Below are 17269 nucleotides of genomic sequence, written 5' to 3'. Positions count from 1 at the left end.
AATCATTAAGCTGCTTGCAGCAGCGCGGAAATCGAGGAAGCGGGGAAGTCCCCCAAACCGGCCAGGCTCAGCACCGGCTCGCCGCCCTGCACCGGCAGGCGAATGCCGCTGACCGCGGCCTTCAGCTCCAGCAAGCCTTTTTGGCCGGAATCGGTGCTGAATTCGAGCTGGTAATCGCCGGCGGCGAGATGGTAGTCGGCCAGCTTGATCTTGAAGTCGCTGCCGCCCGAGGCGCGCTTGCCCAGATCGATGCGGGTGCGCTGCCCCGCGGCGTCGATCAGCGTCAGCGTGGTCGCTTTCTCTTCGCCCGCCAGGGTGACGCGGCCGGACAGCTCGCCCTGGCCGTCGCTGCGGATGCGGTCGGTTTGCACCAGCACCGGCTTGCCCACCTGCGCGCCCAGCGACGCGCCTTGCAGCTCGCGCAGCAGATTGCCCTGGCTTTGCAGCTGCTTGAGCATTTCCTGGCCGTTCTGCATCTGGCTCATCTGCGCCAGCTGGGTCACAAACTGGGCCGGGTCGGCGGGATCGAGCGGGTTCTGATTGCGGATCTGCGCCAGCAGCAGCGTCATGAACATGTCGCTGGGCGCGTCCTTCTTATCCGCGGCGGCGGCGGCGGCCACAGGCGCGTCCGCAGCGTTTTGATTTTGCGATTGGGCGCTGAACGACCGGGCCTGCGCTTGTGCCACGCTCATGCGTTGTCTCCCAGCTTCAGCAAGTCCTGCTGCATGGTTTTGACGCGCGACAGCACCTCGACATTGGTCTGAAAGGCGCGGCTGGCCGACAGCATGTCGGTCATTTCTTCCACCGCGTTGACATTGCTGTAGAACACATTGCCGTCGGCGTCGGCCTGCGGATTGCCCGGCTCGTGCGCCTTGCGCACCGGCTCCTGGTTCTGCACCACATCCAGCACCTGCACGCCCATGCCCTCGCCCATCATCTGGCTGGAGAACACCGGCTTGCGGCCGTGAAACGCCGTCTGTTCGCTGCCGGCCGAGGTGTCGGCGTTGGCCAGATTGCTGGCCACGGTATTGAGGCGCACGGTCTGCGCCGTCATCGCCGAGCCGGCGATGCGCGAAATATCCCGGAATGACATGGCTTATTGCCCCGCGATGACTTTGGCCAGGCCGTGCAGCTTCATATTGATGAAGGTGAGGCTGGTCTGGAATTCGGAAACGTTTTGCGAAAACTCGCCCTGCTCCACCCCGATCTCCACGGTATTGCCGTCGCGGGAGGGGTGATTGGGCAGGCGGTACAGCAGATCGCCGCCGCCGTCGTCGAGCGCCAACGGCGAATCGGCGGCCGCCGATGCCAGCGCCGCCTTGAAATCGATGTCTCGCGCCTGATAACCCGGGGTGTTTTCATTGGCGATGTTGGACGCCAAAATCCGGGTTCGCTCCGCCCGCAGCCGCAAGGCTTCCGGGTGGATGCTCAGGGCCTTGTCAAGATGCATGCCCATTGCCTAGTCCCTATCGCTTCACTACCATGCACAAGCTTTTATTGGAAATGCCCAATTCATTGGAAAGCGATACTAATAAGCGAACCCGGCACCGTATAGGCAATAATTACCAAGCGCACTGGCATGGCAAAATTCACACTTTCAGTTTTATCCTTGGTCCTGACCCTGCTTTCCGCATCGTCGCAGGCCGCCGCCCCCCTCTCCGCCGAGCAATCGGCGCGCAAGCAAGCGGAGCAAATCATTCAGGACAAGCTGCGCGCGGCCGGGCTGGACCAGCCCGTCGTTCAACTGCAGATGATCGCCCCCGCCAACCTTCCCAATTGCGCGGGCTGGCAGACCGAGGCGATGGACAGCCGCGGTTTCAGCCGCATGCGCATCGACGCCGTATGCCCATCTAACGGCTGGCGCGGCAGCTTCATCGCGCGCGCGACGGTTTCGGCGCGCGTCGCTGTCGCCAACCGCGATCTGCAATCGGGTGAAACGCTGTCCGCGGACGACATCGCCTGGGCGCAGCGCCCCGTCAGCGACGCCGCCGATCTGTTCGGCCACGGCGCGCCGCCCGCGGGCTTGAGCCCGCGCGCCGCCATCAAGCAAGGCCAAACCCTGCGCAAAAAACAGCTGCAAGCGCCGCTGCTGGTGAAGCGCGGCGACGAAGTGCGCATCATCGCGCGCCAGAGCGGCATTGAAGTCAGCGCCGCCGGCGAGGCGATGGCCAATGGCCAGCAAGGAGAAACCATCAAGGTGCGCAACCAGTCCAGCGGCAAGATCATCAGCAGCAAAGTGGAGGCGGAAGGCCAGGTGATGGCGCTGGAGTGAGCGGCCAAGGCGGGGCTGATGTATACCAAAGGGGCATCCCCAACCAGGAGCCCACGATGAAAAGGATTTACTGCTTGCTGCTGCTGGCCCCGCTATGGGCCGGCGCCGCGCCGCAAGCCTCCGCCCCGCATGGCCGCCAGCAAGGCGAAGCCCGTTTCGCCGAAATGAAAGCCAAACTGCTGCAGCTGCACAATCAACACATCCAGATCCTGCAAAACTCCATCAGCTGCATTCAGGGCGCGCAAAACCCGCAAGCCTTGAAAAGCTGCATGGAAACCCAGCGCCAGCAAATGGAAGCGCTGCGTCCCGGACACTGAGCCTCTCCCCGCGGCGCTGCGCGTTCCGCGCGGCCCGCCCCGCCCGATGCTTTTCGATTTTGAAAATCGCCAGATCGAATTAGCTCAGAAAAATCTTTCATTTCACATAATCCGTTCGCATAGGTACATTTTGCTCACCTTGTTATGTATTTTGTATACAGCATGCAAAGAGCAATCCGCCTAAACAGACCACGCTGTCGCCTCCTGCCTGGCTCACTTAGAGACCGCCAGGCCGGATCACGCCTTAGCCGATAACCATTAGAAAGTTCCGTGATGATCAAACACACCCTGCTGCTAGCCGGGCTGGGCGCCGCTTTGCCTATCGCCGCCCTGGCCGCCGACAACACCGACAATCTCGACAATTCGCTGGAGCGCGTCACCATCACCGGCAGCAATATCCGCGCCAGCTCCAAAGCCAAATCCAACCCGGTGCAAGTGATCACCGCCGCCGACATCGCCAAGAGCGGCAAGGCGGATTTGCCGGACGTGCTGCGCTCGCTGGCGGTGAACAGCGGCAACAGTTTCAACGAACAGGTCACCGGCAGTTTTTCGGCCGGCACCGCCGGCGTTTCGCTGCGCGGCCTGGGCCAGCGCAATACGCTGGTGCTGGTCAACGGCAAGCGCGTATCCAACTACGCCACCGCTCAGGAATTGCAGGAAACCTTCGTCGACCTCAACGCGCTGCCGCTGAAGGCGGTCAAGCGCATAGAAATCCTGAAAGACGGCGCTTCCGCCATTTACGGCTCGGACGCCATCGCCGGCGTGGTCAACATCATTCTGTATCCCGACTACCAGGGCGCGGAAGCCGGCGTGGAGTTCAGCCGCGACAGCAGCACCGGGCAGAATCAGCAGAAATTCAATCTATTGGCCGGCCACGGCGATCTGGACAAGGATGGATACAACGTCTGGTTCGCTTTCGACTCGCAAAAGCGCGACCGGCTGGACCAGACCGACGTCTCCTGGCTGAAAGACAATGATTTCCACGGTCTGCCCGGCGGCAATCTGGAGAGGAGCGTCACCAACTATTACGGCTCCGATCCCACCAATCGCTTCCCCAAGGCGATAGGTCCGCTGCAAGACACCGACTACGCCGCGCTGAATCCCGGGAAAACAGGCCGAGTCTGGGCCTACAACCCGGCGCAGTACTCCACCCTGATGCCGGCGATCGAGCGCTATCACGCCGCCTTGCATGGCAGCTATCGCCTCAACGCCACCAGCGAGGCCTATGCCGAATTCCTGTACGGCGCCAGCCACGCCAGCGCCATTTTCGCCGGCCCGCTATCGCTGACCAACTCCTTGCGCGCCTGGGACGCCGCCAACCAGCGGCTGGCGCCGATCAGCACCACGCTGCCGGTCGGCCATCCCGACAATCCCAACGCCGCGCCGACGCCGTTCAACACGGTGTTGTTCGGCCAGGGCGAGCGCGACAAAACCGACACCACCGCCTTCCGCCGCCTGTTGACCGGCGTAAAAGGCAGCGGCGACAAGTGGGACTGGGATGTCTCCGGCCTGTATTCCGACAGCCGGCTGCGCGAGTATGCCTACAACTTCGTCAATCGCTATGCCTATGAAGCCCTGCTGCAGAACGGCGGCTACAGTTTCACCGACCCGTCCAAGAACAGCGAGGCTGTGAAAGACAGCCTGCGCATCAACACCCTGCGCCCGGCCTTCTATCGCGTGATGAGCCTGGACGCCACCGCCAGCACCGAGCTGGCGCAGCTGCCGGCCGGCCCGCTGGGTTTCGCCGCCGGCTACCAGCTGCGGCGCGAAGTGATGAACGCCGGCACCTCGCCGCAGGTGCTGAGCGGCACCGAGCTGCGCCCGGCCCTGGACTTGATCAATGGCTCGCACCTGATCCAGGCCGCCTACACCGAACTCAATGCGCCGCTGCTGAAAAACCTGTCGCTGAACACCGCCGTCCGCGCCGACCACTACAGCGACTTCGGCAACGCCTTCTCGCCCAAACTGGGCCTGCGTTACCAACCGCTGGAAAGCCTGACCTTGCGCGGCTCGGTCTCCAAGGGTTTCCGCGCGCCGTCCTTGCCGGAAATCACCCAGAGCACGGCGGTGAGCTACAGCAGCGCCAAAGACCCGTTCGACCCGATCACGCCGGGACAGACGGTATCGTTCACCCACCTGGTGGTCGCCAATCCCGCCATCAAGCCGGAACGCTCCGACAACCTGAACCTGGGCTTTGTCTTCTCCCCCACCGCCAGCACCAGCATAGGCGTCGACTACTACCGCATCCGCCAAAAAGACGTGATCGGCCTGGAGGACCCCTCGACCGTCATCCGCAACCCTCAAGCCTATCCCGGCCAAGTCAGCCGCGACAGCCAGGGCCGCCTGCAATCTCTGACGCAAAAGTTCATCAATCTGAACGCGCAAAGCACCTCGGGCTTTGATCTGGATCTGTCGCAAAGCTGGAAATTCGCCGCCGGCAAGCTGACGCTGGCCGGCCAGTGGAGCCGCCTGCTGTCGTTCAGCAAACCGCTGCAGAAGGACGGCCCGGAAGTGGAAGGCGCCGGCAGCAATATCCACGGCGCGCTGCCGCGCTGGAAAGGCCAGACCTCGGCCAACTGGGACGCTCGCGACTGGAGCAGCACGCTGACCTGGTTCCACACCAATGGCTACACCCAGGCTACCCGCGACGACGACAGCGACCAGACCAGCGTCAAGGGATCGGACACCTTCAATCTCAGCGCCAGCTACAAGGGCTTCAAACGCCTGACGCTGACCGCGACGATTGAAAACCTGACCAACAAACGCCCGCCCTGGGATGCTCATGGCGGCGTGTATTTCGACTCCAGCCAATACGACCCGACCGGCCGCGCCTTCATCGTCGGGGCGCAGTACAAGTTCGATTGACAAGCCTCAAGCAGAAGAGATAACGCCCGGATTTTCCGGGCGTTTTTATATTTCATGACCAATACTGATCTCTAGCAGATCCACTCAGACTTCGAGCATAGCCTTGTACGATTTGCCTCATAAAGGGACAATCCCCTTCCGTTTTACCAGGAGCGCCACATGTCATTCTTTAACCGCCATCTCACTCGTGAACTCGACGCCACTCGCCTGGGGCTAGCCCAAGCACAAGCTCGGCTAGCTGCGATAGAAAGCGCCATGGCAGTCATCGAGTTCAGCGCCAGCGGCGACATCAAGCACGCCAATGCGCACTTTCTGAAAGCGATGGGGTACCGAGAAGACGAACTGGCAGGACAACACCACCGGATATTCTGCACTTCTGAGTTCCGTAACAGTTCCGACTATCAAACATTCTGGCAAAGACTAGGCCGCGGAGAGCCCCAATCCGGCCACATTCAACGCATACGCAAAAACGGCGAGGAGGTTTGGCTGGAAGCCAGCTACTCACCTATCCATGGCCCAGACGGGCGTGTGAGTGGTGTCATCAAGGTCGCCACCGACATCACGGCACAAGTGCATGCCGAGCAAGACAGCAAGGCCTTGCGGCACGCAATCGATTTCTCCATGGCGCGCATTGAGTTCGACCTGAACGGCAACATTCTCGACGTCAATGAAAACTTCCTGCATGCTTTCGGCTACCAACGAGGCGATGTAATCGGCAAACATCATCGCATGCTTTGCGATGCAGCTTATGCCAATAGCACTGAGTATGGCCACTTGTGGCAGCAACTTGGACAAGGCCGCTTTCTTGAAGGGCAATTTCACCGCTTACGCAAAAATGGCGACACCGTCTGGCTGCAAGCCACCTACAACCCCGTGCTAGACCCTAATGGCCGGCCAGTGCGAGTAGTCAAATTTGCAAATGACATCAGCGCGCAAAAACTACGCCTGCGCCAACAGGCAGAGAATGCGCAAAGCGCTGTACAAGCTTCGGAAAACACCGAGCAGCTGTCCATCCAGGGCAGCGAAGTGTTGGAGCAGGCAGCCAGCGAGATCAACCGTGTCGCCGGCAGCGTGGAGGCCTCCTCCGGCATTCTGGCCAAACTGGGCGACAGCTCCAAGCAGATCGGCAGCATCGTCAACACCATCAGCGAGATCGCAGATCAAACCAATCTATTGGCGCTGAACGCCGCCATCGAGGCGGCGCGCGCCGGCGAAACCGGCCGCGGCTTCGCGGTGGTGGCGGACGAGGTCAGAAAGCTGGCGGAGCGCACCAGCCAATCAACCGGCGAAATCTCCGGCATCGTCCAGAGCATACAAAACGATTCCCTCTCCGCAATCGAGGCGATGAATCAGATGCAGGCGCTAGCCGGCAACAGCCTGCAACTCGCCGACCAAGCCCGCGGCGCCATCCACGAAATCCGCAGCGGCGCGCGCGATGTGGTAGTGGTCGTGAAAGAGGTGTCGGAGTTGCTGCGGGAGAGTTGACAGACACCTCGGCAGTTGTATCGACTGCAGGCCGGCGCGAAACACAAACGCGAGCTGAAATGCTCAAAACTACCGCGCTCTGATGCCAAGCCATGGCCAAAACACCGCGGCGCATATAAAAAAACCGGCTGCGATTTGCAGCCGGTTTTCACATCCGACATCGTTCCGGATCAATATCCCAAGCCCATCGCCGCGCGGACGTCGTTCATGGTTTCGCGCGCCACCTTTTCGGCGCGGGCGTTGCCGTCGGCCAGGATTTCGGTGACCAGCTTGGGATTGGCCAGGTATTTCTCGGCGCGCTCGAACATCGGCTGCTGCTCTCGCACCACGGCGTCGATCACCGGCTGCTTGCAGTCCAGACAGCCGATGCCGGCGGTGGTACAGCCCGCCTTCACCCATTCCTTGGTCTCATCGCTGCTGTACACCTCGTGCAGCTGCCATACCGGGCACTTGGCCGGCGTGCCCGGGTCGGTGCGACGCACGCGGGCCGGGTCGGTGGGCATGCCGCGGATCTTCTTGCTCACCGTTTCCGGCGCTTCGCGCATGGTGATGGTGTTGCCGTAAGACTTGGACATCTTCTGGCCATCCAGGCCCGGCATCTTGGAGGCGGCGGTCAGCTTGGCCTCGCACTCGGGCAGAATGATCTTGCCCTTGTTCTCCAGCCAGCCGTACAGGCGCTCGCGATCGGCATTGCCCAGGTTCTGGCTGGCGGCCAGGATATCGCGCGCCTGCATCAGCGCTTCCACTTCGCCATCTTGCAGATAGCGGTTGCGCAGCTGCTCGAACAACTTGCCGGCCTTGCCGATTTTCTTCACCGCCGCCTTGGCCAGCTCTTCGAAATTGGGTTCGCGGCCGAACATATGGTTGAAGCGGCGCGCCACTTCGCGGGTCAATTCGATGTGCGGCACCTGGTCTTCGCCCACCGGCACCAGGCCGGCCTTGTACACCAGGATGTCCGCCGCCTGCAGCAGCGGGTAGCCGAGGAAGCCGTAAGTGGTCAGGTCCTTATGGCTCAGCTTTTCCATCTGGTCTTTATAGGTGGGCACGCGCTCCAGCCAGCCCAGCGGCGTCACCATGGACAGCGCCAGATGCAGCTCGGCATGCTGCGGCACCTTGGATTGCACAAAGATGGTGGACTTTTCCGGATCGACGCCCGAAGCCAGCCAGTCGATCACCATTTCGTTGATGGACTTGCCGATGATGGAGACGTCGTCGAAATTGGTGGTCAGCGCGTGCCAATCGGCCACCATGAAGAAACACTCATGGCTGTGCTGCATCTCCACCCAGTTTTTGATCACGCCGTGGTAATGGCCAAGGTGCAGGCTGCCGGTTGGGCGCATGCCGGAAAGGATGCGGTTGGCGGACATAGAATTACGCTCTCGAATGGGCTGCGGGAAATGAAAAACCGCCGGTCTGTCCGGCGGTCTGGCCCGCGCTGGGTTCTAGAAAAACAATTGCAGCAGATGATACATCAATACATAAAACGGTTGCAGAATGGTTCCGAGCAGGCCGCTGACGATCAGCACCATCAGAATCACCATGCCGTAGTTCTCGGTGGCGGCGTAACGCCAGGCCATGCCGGCCGGCAGCAGGCTGTACAGGATGCGGCCGCCGTCCAAAGGCAGGATAGGCAGCAGATTCAACAGCATCAGCGACAGATTGATCGCGATGCCGGCCTTGCTCATCAGCGCCAGCGGCTCGCCATAGCCGCCGCCAGTGCCGGCCAGCGCCAGCTTCAACAACAGCGTCCAGGCTATCATCATGGCGAAATTGGCCAACGGCCCCGCCGCGGCCACCCAGCGCATATGCTGGCGCGGCTTGCGCAGGCCGCCGAAATTCACCGGCACCGGCTTGGCCCAGCCAAACACAAAGCCGCCGGCCCATAAACAGACCAGCGGCAGCAAGATCGTGCCTATGGGATCGATGTGCTTGAGCGGATTCAGCGTCATCCGCCCCTGCAGATAGGCGGTATTGTCGCCGAACAGCCGCGCCGCGTAGGCGTGGGCGGCTTCGTGCACGGTGATCGCCAGCAATACCGGCAGCGCATAGACCGTGACTTGCCGCACCAAGAGATCCATATCCACCATCATCCCGCTCCTAGCATTCCGATGACAAACGATGGCAGGCCGGCGCCGTTTTGGCAATGCGTCCGCCCATGGCGGACCATGCGTTACAGCACCGCGCCGATAATCAACACCACAATGGCCTGCACCAAGGGCAGCAACACCTTGCCCAGAACGCCGCTGAACATCAACAGCAGCAGAATCCAGAAACTGTACGGTTCCACCTTGGAAAACTGCCAGGCCATGCGCGCCGGCAGCAGCGCTTGCACGATGATGCCGCCCGGCAACGGCGGCAGCGGAATCAGCGTGAAGATCATCAAGGCCACATTGACCTTGACGCCTATCAGCGCCATCAGCTGCAGCGGTTCGCTGAAGTAGTCGGACAGATGGCTGGACGCGAGCACCATGCCCGCCCACAGCAGCGCCATCGCCAGATTGGCCAGCGGCGTCACCGCCGCCACCTTGGCCAAGGCCGTGCGCGGATTGCGCATGGCGCCGGCGTTGAACTGCAGCGACTTGGGCCAGCCGATGATGAAGCCGCCCATGGCCACGCCTATCAGCGGCAGCACGATGGAGCCGATGGGATCGATATGGGCGAGGGGGCTGAAAGTGCGGCGGCCGGTCATATAGGCGGTGCGATCGCCCAGACGGTCGGCCATGAAAGCCTGCGCGCCGGCCGGGATGGTGATGGCGAACAGAATCGGCAGTATCGATACCGCCAGTTGCTGGATCAAAGAAAGCTGCTGCATGGTTTCCTAAACAATATCATCGAATCAAAGGCCGAACGGCGCCAGCGGGCCCTTGCCCGCGCGGATCAACTCCACGCCGTCGGTCATGTCTATCACCGTGGTCGGCTCGGTGCCGCACCAACCGCCGTCTATCACCGCCTCAACCAGATGCTCCAGCCGCTCGCGGATTTCATAAGGATCGGACAGCGGCTCGGCATCGCCCGGCAACATCAGCGTACAGGACAATATGGGTTCGCCCAGCTCTTCCAACAAGGCCAGCGCCACTTTGTGATCCGGCACCCGCAGGCCTATGGTGGAGCGCTTGGGGTGCAGCGTGCGGCGCGGCACTTCGCGCGTCGCCTGCAGGATGAAGGTGTAGCTGCCCGGCGTGGCGGATTTCAGCAGGCGGAACTGGCTATTGTCCACCTTGGCGTAATTGGCCAGTTCGGACAAGTCATGGCACACCAGCGTCATCATCCGCTGCTTCAGATCCACGCCGCGGATGTCCAGGATGCGCTCCAGCGCCGCCTTGTCGCCCAAGGCGCAGCCCAGCGCATAACAGGAATCGGTGGGGTACACGATCACGCCGCCCTCGCGCAGGATCTTCACCGCCTCGCGGATCAGCCTGGCCTGCGGATTATCGGGATGGATCATGAAAAACTGCGCCATGTTCTTGTCCTTATTGTGGTCAGGCCTGCGGCCTGAGTATTCTTGCCTCCAGCGCTTGCCAGATCGGCCGGCAAATCGGCGGCAGGCTTTCGGTGTAGCCTACGTCGCGGCCGCCCTCGCCCGGCGCGTGGAAATCGCTGCCGCTGCTGGCGAAGAGCTCGTGCCGGTCCGCATGCAGGGCGAATTTGTGCATATCGTCCAGGCTATGGCTGCCGCTGGCCACCTCTATGCCTTGGCCGCCCGCCGCCTTGAAGTCCAGGATCAGCCGCTCGATCAAGGTGCGGCCCATATCGTAACGGCCCGGATGCGCGATGACGGCCATGCCGCCGGATGACACAATCCAGCCCACCGCGTCTTCCAGGCCGGCCCATTCATGCGCCACATAGCCTGGCTTGCCCGGCGTCATGTATTTGCGAAACACGGCGCGCACATCTTTCACCGCGCCGCTGTCCACCAGGTGGCGGGCGAAATGGGTGCGGCTGATCATCTCGGGATTGTCGCACCAGCGCATCGCTCCTTCGAAACAGCCCTCAATGCCTATCTTGGCCAATGAATCGCCCATCTGCCGCGCGCGCTCCAGCCGGCCCTCGCGTATCCGTCTCAGGCCGTCGGCCAGCGCGGCGTGCTCCGGATCGATGCCCAGCCCGAGGATGTGAACCGTATGCCGGCCCCAGGTGACGGACACCTCCACGCCGTTCAGGAACGCAATGCCGTGGCGCGAAGCCGCGGCGGCGGCCTCTTCCTGGCCGGCGGTGCAATCGTGGTCGGTCAGCGCCAGCAGCTCCGGCTTGGCCTCGCGCGCCGCGGCGCGGTCTATCACTTCGGTCGGCGTCAGCGCGCCGTCCGAGGCGCGGGAATGAAAATGCAGGTCAATGCCGGCCATGGTCGTCTCCTCCGGCTTGCCCGGCCGCCTGCCGCGCCTCCCACTCCGCCAGCCGAACGCGGTATGCCCGCAGCTCCTGCTGATGGATATCCAGGATGCACGGCTCGCAGCCGCTGCCGCAGCACATGTCGTCGCTCACCTCGAACGGCGGCTCTGGCATGCGCTCTGCCGGATCATTCATTTCAGGCCGCCTCGACCAAGATGGTGAAGCCTTCGCCGCTGACGGTCTGGCCGGCGCGGATCTTGCAGGTCTTGCGCAGCTCAAGCTGGCCGTTCACCGACACATTGCCTTCTGCGATGAAATGCTTGGCCGCGCCGCCGGAATGGCAGACGTTGCAGGCTTTGAGCAAATCGCACAAGGCGATGTACTCGCCGGACAGTTGGTAGGTTTCTTTCATGTTTTGCACACTCGTTCGGGACAGGCTTGTGAGCGGCCTGTGGACAAGACCGCCAAACCCTTCATCTATTTACATTTTTCATGATTGATTATTTTTTAATCAACCCCGTCGGTCTATCCACTTAGCCAACGGACAATACTGTGGAGCCGCTGTGGACAAGCGCGGCAAACCGCTGTTTTGCCACGTCCTTTTGCAGCTGATTATTTTTTAGGCAGGCAATATAGGGAAAAGCGCCTCTTGCGCCGCCTGCAGACGCTCCGCCCGCGAACCCGTCAGCTCAATGGCCGCGACGCCCGCCTCGCGCAGCGCCGCCCGATGCAAATCCAGCAGCCAGTCCCTTTGCGTGGGATGGCTGCGCAATGGGTCCGGCTCCCACGGAATATCCGGCCGCGCCAGCACTGTCAGCGCGTAAGCCTGGGGCCGATACAGCGACAACAGCGTGGCGCTGGCCTCCCCATGCGCCACCTCGGCCCAGATCTTGCAGGTCAACGCCGTGGTGTCGCATAGCAGAATGTCGGCCTCCTTGGCGGCCTCTTCTTCCGCACGCAACTGGCCGGCGGCGATGGCTTCGATGTCTGCCGGCGTGGAGACATAGGGCCGGCTGGCATAATATTCGCGGGAATATTCCCTCACCCACACTGCCCGGCGCCCTTGCGAACGCAGCAAACGCTCCCAATCTTCCGCCAAGGTGCTTTTGCCGCTGGATTCGGGACCGACTATCGCCACCCGAAGCGGCAATATCGTCTGTTGATTCATGCCATGCCACAATTCACGCCAAGCCTGCCATTATACCTCCGCCGCGGCCGCTTTCCCGGTTTTTCACAAGCGACGGGGACAGCGCTGTGAACGGGCTGTGGACAAGCGTGTCCAGCGCCTGATCGCATTAGGCTTTCCTCTGGCTGATTATTTTTTAAGCGATTTCGATTTTTGTCCCCATCGCCAGTGCAGAGCCATGTGGGCGCATTGTGGATAGGCCTGTCAATCGATTGATCTATAAGGGTTTCACTAGACTGCTTATTTTTTAGTCAGCCGAGTCGCCATGCCATCCCCAATCGCGGTACACAATTCTGTGCGCCGAATGTGGATAAGCCGCTCAAGTGGCTGATTTTGCATAGCGCGCGACTGGCTGCCTATTTTTTAGACAGCAACCTCGCCATTCCCGCCTCAAGGCCTCGCTCAGCCACCCTGCCTTTGCCCACACGACAAGTACAGAACCATGTGGACGCGCTGTGGAAAAGCGCGCCAAGTGACTGATGCGCAAGCATGAAAAAGGGCCGCCTATTTTTTAGGCAGCCCTTGCTTCCAGCCAAGCGCTGTCAGACCGTCATTTCCCCGCGCAGGGCGCGGCTCATCGCCTCGCGCAGCGCCTCGCCGGCAACGCTGCCGGACAACAGAACCTGCAGCTTGCCCAAGGCCGCTTCCGGCGTCAGGTCGCCGCCCGGCCATGCGCCCGCGCGCGCCAGCGGCTGGCTGGCGGCGTAGGCGCCCACTTCCACCGCGCCCTTCATCACCTGGGTCAAAGTCAGCACCGGGCAGCCGCGCGCCTTCATCGCTTCGATGCCCGATAGCAAAACCGGATCCGCCGGCGCGTTGCCGCTGCCATAGGCCAGCAAAATGGCGCCGTCCAGGCCCCCTGCTTGCAAGGCCATGCCTGCCAACGCGCTGCCATGACCCGGCGTCAGCATCAGCGCGGCCAGTTTGAGATTTTCATTGATGCGGGTCGGCCGCCACTCGCCTTCCGGCTTGAGCCAGCGCTCGCGGCGCCAGTGCGCATGGATGGCAAATTGCGCCAGCGGCTCGGCATTGGGGCTGTTGAAACCGTCGAAACGCTCGGCGTCCAGTTTGCGGGCGCGGTTGCCGCGCAGCAGCAGCCGGTCGAAAGCAATGGCGACCTCGTTCAAATCCGGCTGGCAGGCCGCTTCCAGCGCGTCGGCCAGATTGGCCCAGCCGTCGGAGCGCGGGTGCACCAGCGGCAGCTGCGCGCCGGTCAGCACCACCGGCTTGGACAGGCCTTGCAGGGCGAAGGACAACACGCTGGCTGTATAAGCCATGGTGTCGGTGCCGTGGATGACGACGAAGCCGTCGTAGTCTGGATAGCGGGAAACCAGCGCGTCGATGATCTGGTTCCACTGGCGGGGAGTCACCGCGGAGGAGTCGATCAGCTGTTCGAATTCGATGACATCAAACGCCAGCCCGGGGCGCTCGAAACGTTGCAGCAGACGCGGCAGCAGGCCCGGCGCCGGCGCCAGGCCCTCGGGGGTGTGGTCCATGCCTATGGTACCACCGGTGTAGAGCACCAGAATGCGGCTCATTGCTTACTCCATCGGGCTTGTATTCAGCGTTCGATGGTAGCGCATGCGGCCGCAGGCGTCACACGCGGCGGGCCAAAAGGATTAACGCAGCGCGTCGTTCACCGCCTGGTCGATGGCGCGGTGCGCCTCGTCGATATGATGGACGATGTCGCGCTGCAAGGAACGCAGATACGGGTCGTCTTCGCGATGGGTCGCATCCTGGCGGGCCTTGTTCAACAGATCCTTGGCTTGCTGGAAGCGATTCTCGGGGCGCCAGCTGGCATCCGGCGGGGTCCGTTCATATACGTCCTTGCCATCGTCGATGGCGGCGTCGCGCATCTTGCGCAGCGCCTTGTTGATTTCGTCCACCGCATGGCGCTCGTCATCCATCACGCGCGGGTAGTCGGGGCGGGCCAGCAGATCGCGCGCCGCGCGCAGGTCGGTCATCGCATGCAAGTAGTAAGGATGATCCTCCGGGTGCCATTGGTGCTGCTGCCAGGTCCAGGCATCGCCATCGCGCCAGCCATCGGCCAGCGCCGGAGCGCTCAGCACGGCATTGCCGGCCGCGGCCAGCGTCAACATCATCAGAATGTTCGATAACTTCATGGTGTTCTCCTGTCTATCCTGCGAGGGTCAGCGCAAAGCGTCGCCAATCGCTTGCTGCGTGGCGCGATGGGCATTGTCGATGTGATGGAGGATGCGATGCTGCAAATCGCGCACCCAAGGGTCGTCTTCCTGATGGCTGGCGTCGCGGCGGGCCGCGTCAAGCAGCTCCATCGCCTTGTGGAAGCGGTCCGCCGGGTTCATGCGGGCATCCGGCTGCTCATAGCGCCAAGGGTCCTTGCCGTCCTCGATGGCCGCTTTCTTCATTTCCCCCAGCGCGGCGTCGATCTCCGCCACGGCGCGGCGCTCATCGTCCGCTATCTGCGGGTAGTCGGGACGAGCCAGATAATTCCTGGCCTGCCGCAAATCGCTCATCGCGTGCAGATAGTAAGGATGGTCGGCCGGCCGCCAGTCGCGCGGCATTTCCAGTCGTACCGTGGCAGGTTGATAGACCACCTGCGCGCGCGGCGGCGTCACCACGCAGCCGCCCAAGCCCAGCGCCAGCAAAGCCATTCCAGCCCATGCCGCCGCGCTTGCGTGTCGATTCATCTCGGATCTCCCCATCCGTTCCGGCGGCCTCATGCCAGCCGTATTTAATTCGCGCCCAAACAATCAGGCTTATCGACAGGATGGCAGTGCCGCCTCCAGGCGTCAGCAGCATTTAGGTTTCTGCATGTAAGGAAATGTAGCGGGCAAGACCGGAAAAAACGCTGTTTTTTAAAAAACAATTTTATTCAGACGGTAAACGTGAATTTTTATTAAGAAACCCGCCTCCCTGCCTCTCAGGACAGGGGCGCAGCCTGCGGAATAGATAGTTTGACTTTGGTTAAACAAGAACCGAAATCGTCATGATAAAGATATAAAAAATGAAAAAAATATAACCAATACAAATAATAATGACTCATATAGTCGCACCTTTTATCAGGCGCTTCGGAGCCATTCATCAATTAACCAAGTAGCACTCAAAACAAGGCATCACATGTCCCTGACCAGACAATACGACATTCAACCGCTTATCGCGCCCGCCCTGACCATCTACGTCAACGACGCCCCCATTGCCGCGGCCGCAGGAGAAACCGTGCTCAGCGTTCTCAGCGCGGCAGGCCTGCGCCGGCTCAGCCGCAACGACAATCTGCAAACCGCAGGCTCCTATTGCGGCATGGGGATATGCCATTGCTGCCAGGTCAGGATCAATGGCCGCCATAAGCTTCGGGCCTGCCAAACCATCGTAGAGCCCGGCATGCGGGTGGAAACGGACTGCAACCGCCTGCAGACGGAGGGCCTGTAATGGAACGCAAACCCGTGATCGTCGGCGGCGGCCCCGCCGGCCTGTCCGCCGCCATCGAACTGGCCAGCCACGGCGTGGACAGCCTGTTGCTGGAAGAAGCCTCGCGCCTGGGCGGCGTGGTGTATCGGGGCCCCCTGCGCGACGGCGTGGAACTGGATTATCTGGGCGAGCGCTACTGCGCCAATATGCGAGCCTTGCATGGCGCGTTCGACGCGATAGCCGCGCGCGTGGACATCCGGTTGAACACCCGCGTCATCGGCGGGAATGCCGAGCAGTTGTTCGCGCTGACGCCGCAGGAGCGCACGCAGCGCATCCCTTATTCCCATTTGCTGCTCTCGGTCGGCTGCCATGAGCGCAGCGTGCCGTTTCCCGGCTGGACGTTGCCCGGCGTGATCATGCTGGGCGGTTTGCAACTGCAGATCAAGAGCGGCGTGGTCAAACCCTTGGGGCGCACGGTGTTGGCCGGCACCGGCCCCTTGTTGCCGCTGGTTGCCTGCCAATTGCGCAAAGCCGGCGTGGAAGTGGTAGGCGTATACGAGGCCAGCGCCTTCAGCCGGCTGGCGAAAGAGGCGGTCGCCCTGCTGAATCAGCCGCAGCTGTTTCTCGACGGGCTCAGCATGCTCGCCTACCTGAAACGCCATGGCGTGCCTTTCCACTTTGGATGGGGCGTGATCGAAGGCCATGGCGACGATGAGCTGCGCGCCGTCACCGTCGCGCCTTACAACGCGGACTGGACGGCCGATCACAGCCGCGCCCAGCGCTTGCCGGCGCAAACGCTGGCGAGCGGCTACGGCTTCCTGCCCCGCACCCAGCTGACTCAGCAAATGGGCCTGGCCCACGGCTACGATGAAGACGGCTGCCTCAAGCCCGATATCGACGACTGGCAGCGCGGCAGCCTCGATCGCATCCATCTGGCCGGCGATGTCGGCGGCTTGAAAGGCGGAGAAGCCGCCATGCTGACCGGACGCATCGCCGCGCTCTCCATGCTGCGGCAGCTGAACGTGCTGGATGACGCCGCGGCCCTGCGCCGCCGCGATGAGCTCAGCAAAGACTTGGCTGCCGTGCTGCGCTTCCGCGCTGGCATCAACCGCTTCACCCGCCGCGGCATGGGCCAGCTCGCCCTCCCACGCACCGACACGGTGATCTGCCGCTGCGAGCACGTCACCCGCCAGGATATCGACACCGCGCTGGGGCAAGGCGTCAACGACCTGATCAGCCTGAAGATGCGCACCCGCGTCAGCATGGGCGATTGCCAGGGCAAGATGTGCGTCGGCTATTGCAGCGACCGGCTGCGCGAACACACCGGCAAGCACGATGTGGGCTGGATACGCCCGCGCTTTCCGCTGGACCCGCTGCCGTTCTCGGCCTTCTCCGCCCTCGACGCCCAACAGACTGAGGAGATTTGAC

Annotated in this window: 20 protein-coding genes and 1 pseudogene; 7 read left to right on the top strand and 14 right to left on the bottom strand. The window is 62.1% G+C overall.

Features of this window, described 5'->3' with window-relative positions:
* Positions 1–5 precede the first annotated feature (5 nt).
* The 3 genes from NKT35_RS15135 to flgB are packed head-to-tail and all read right to left on the bottom strand — an operon-like array spanning position 6 to position 1450.
* A complete protein-coding gene (locus NKT35_RS15135) occupies positions 6–692 on the bottom strand; it encodes a flagellar hook capping FlgD N-terminal domain-containing protein (RefSeq protein WP_254294419.1) in 687 nt (228 codons plus the stop codon).
* Positions 689–1093 carry a flagellar basal body rod protein FlgC gene (flgC, locus tag NKT35_RS15130; protein ID WP_254294417.1) on the bottom strand — a complete coding sequence of 135 codons (405 nt, stop codon included), beginning with the start codon at positions 1091–1093 and terminating at the stop codon, positions 689–691. The genes NKT35_RS15135 and flgC overlap by 4 nt, the downstream gene beginning before the upstream one ends.
* 3 nt (positions 1094–1096) lie before the next feature.
* Positions 1097–1450 carry a flagellar basal body rod protein FlgB gene (gene flgB, locus NKT35_RS15125; protein WP_305883432.1) on the bottom strand — a complete coding sequence of 118 codons (354 nt, stop codon included), beginning with the start codon at positions 1448–1450 and terminating at the stop codon, positions 1097–1099.
* A 129-nt stretch (positions 1451–1579) separates the two neighbouring features.
* On the opposite strand from flgB, the gene flgA reads away from it, so the two are divergent.
* From flgA to NKT35_RS24205, 5 genes and pseudogenes are all read left to right on the top strand, one after another.
* On the top strand, positions 1580–2272 hold the full coding sequence (gene flgA, locus NKT35_RS15120; protein WP_254294413.1) for a flagellar basal body P-ring formation chaperone FlgA: 693 nt from the start codon (positions 1580–1582) through the stop codon (positions 2270–2272).
* Positions 2273–2328: 56 nt separating this feature from the next.
* Positions 2329–2589, top strand: coding sequence for a hypothetical protein (locus NKT35_RS15115; protein ID WP_254294411.1), 261 nt, complete (start codon positions 2329–2331; stop codon positions 2587–2589).
* 273 nt (positions 2590–2862) lie between these two features.
* Positions 2863–5454, top strand: coding sequence for a TonB-dependent receptor plug domain-containing protein (locus NKT35_RS15110; protein ID WP_254294409.1), 2592 nt, complete (start codon positions 2863–2865; stop codon positions 5452–5454).
* Positions 5455–5613: 159 nt separating this feature from the next.
* Positions 5614–6381 (top strand): annotated as a pseudogene (locus tag NKT35_RS24210) (PAS domain-containing protein); the annotation flags it as partial.
* Between the two features lie 99 nt (positions 6382–6480).
* On the top strand, positions 6481–6939 hold the full coding sequence (locus NKT35_RS24205) for a methyl-accepting chemotaxis protein (protein WP_371926511.1): 459 nt from the start codon (positions 6481–6483) through the stop codon (positions 6937–6939).
* A gap of 170 nt (positions 6940–7109) precedes the next feature.
* On the opposite strand, the gene NKT35_RS15095 is transcribed toward NKT35_RS24205, so the two are convergent.
* The 11 genes from NKT35_RS15095 to NKT35_RS15045 form a co-directional block, all read right to left on the bottom strand.
* Positions 7110–8306, bottom strand: a complete 1197-nt coding sequence (locus tag NKT35_RS15095) for a tryptophan--tRNA ligase (protein ID WP_254294407.1) — start codon at positions 8304–8306, stop codon at positions 7110–7112.
* Positions 8307–8381: 75 nt separating this feature from the next.
* Positions 8382–9029: a site-2 protease family protein gene (locus tag NKT35_RS15090; protein WP_371926359.1), complete on the bottom strand. Its 648-nt coding sequence runs from the start codon at positions 9027–9029 to the stop codon at positions 8382–8384.
* Between the two features lie 80 nt (positions 9030–9109).
* On the bottom strand, positions 9110–9751 hold the full coding sequence (locus tag NKT35_RS15085; RefSeq protein WP_254294405.1) for a site-2 protease family protein: 642 nt from the start codon (positions 9749–9751) through the stop codon (positions 9110–9112).
* A gap of 24 nt (positions 9752–9775) precedes the next feature.
* Complete coding sequence (locus NKT35_RS15080; protein ID WP_254294403.1) at positions 9776–10399, bottom strand: L-threonylcarbamoyladenylate synthase; 624 nt, start codon at positions 10397–10399, stop codon at positions 9776–9778.
* A 19-nt stretch (positions 10400–10418) separates the two neighbouring features.
* A complete protein-coding gene (locus NKT35_RS15075) occupies positions 10419–11282 on the bottom strand; it encodes a 3',5'-nucleoside bisphosphate phosphatase (RefSeq protein ID WP_254294401.1) in 864 nt (287 codons plus the stop codon).
* A complete protein-coding gene (locus NKT35_RS15070) occupies positions 11269–11463 on the bottom strand; it encodes an oxidoreductase-like domain-containing protein (protein ID WP_254294399.1) in 195 nt (64 codons plus the stop codon). The genes NKT35_RS15075 and NKT35_RS15070 overlap by 14 nt, the downstream gene beginning before the upstream one ends.
* A 1-nt stretch (position 11464) precedes the next feature.
* Positions 11465–11680: an RNA-binding S4 domain-containing protein gene (locus NKT35_RS15065; protein WP_254294397.1), complete on the bottom strand. Its 216-nt coding sequence runs from the start codon at positions 11678–11680 to the stop codon at positions 11465–11467.
* Between the two features lie 207 nt (positions 11681–11887).
* Positions 11888–12436: an AAA family ATPase gene (locus NKT35_RS15060; RefSeq protein ID WP_254294395.1), complete on the bottom strand. Its 549-nt coding sequence runs from the start codon at positions 12434–12436 to the stop codon at positions 11888–11890.
* Between the two features lie 560 nt (positions 12437–12996).
* Positions 12997–13992: an asparaginase gene (locus NKT35_RS15055; protein WP_254294393.1), complete on the bottom strand. Its 996-nt coding sequence runs from the start codon at positions 13990–13992 to the stop codon at positions 12997–12999.
* Positions 13993–14073: 81 nt separating this feature from the next.
* On the bottom strand, positions 14074–14577 hold the full coding sequence (locus NKT35_RS15050) for a hypothetical protein (protein ID WP_254294391.1): 504 nt from the start codon (positions 14575–14577) through the stop codon (positions 14074–14076).
* A gap of 27 nt (positions 14578–14604) precedes the next feature.
* Entirely contained in the window at positions 14605–15123 is a 519-nt protein-coding gene (locus tag NKT35_RS15045; protein WP_254294389.1) for a hypothetical protein, read from the bottom strand.
* A gap of 430 nt (positions 15124–15553) precedes the next feature.
* On the opposite strand from NKT35_RS15045, the gene NKT35_RS15040 reads away from it, so the two are divergent.
* Positions 15554–15862 (top strand): (2Fe-2S)-binding protein, encoded by a 309-nt coding sequence (locus NKT35_RS15040; RefSeq protein ID WP_254294387.1) that lies wholly within the window; start codon positions 15554–15556, stop codon positions 15860–15862.
* On the top strand, positions 15862–17268 hold the full coding sequence (locus NKT35_RS15035) for an NAD(P)/FAD-dependent oxidoreductase (RefSeq protein WP_254294386.1): 1407 nt from the start codon (positions 15862–15864) through the stop codon (positions 17266–17268). Before NKT35_RS15040 ends, NKT35_RS15035 begins: the two co-directional genes overlap by 1 nt.
* The last annotated feature ends 1 nt before the right edge of the window (position 17269 follow it).

This window comes from Chromobacterium sp. IIBBL 290-4 (assembly GCF_024207115.1).
In the GTDB taxonomy this organism is placed as follows: domain Bacteria; phylum Pseudomonadota; class Gammaproteobacteria; order Burkholderiales; family Chromobacteriaceae; genus Chromobacterium.
This window is presented reverse-complemented; position numbering and strand designations above follow the sequence as displayed.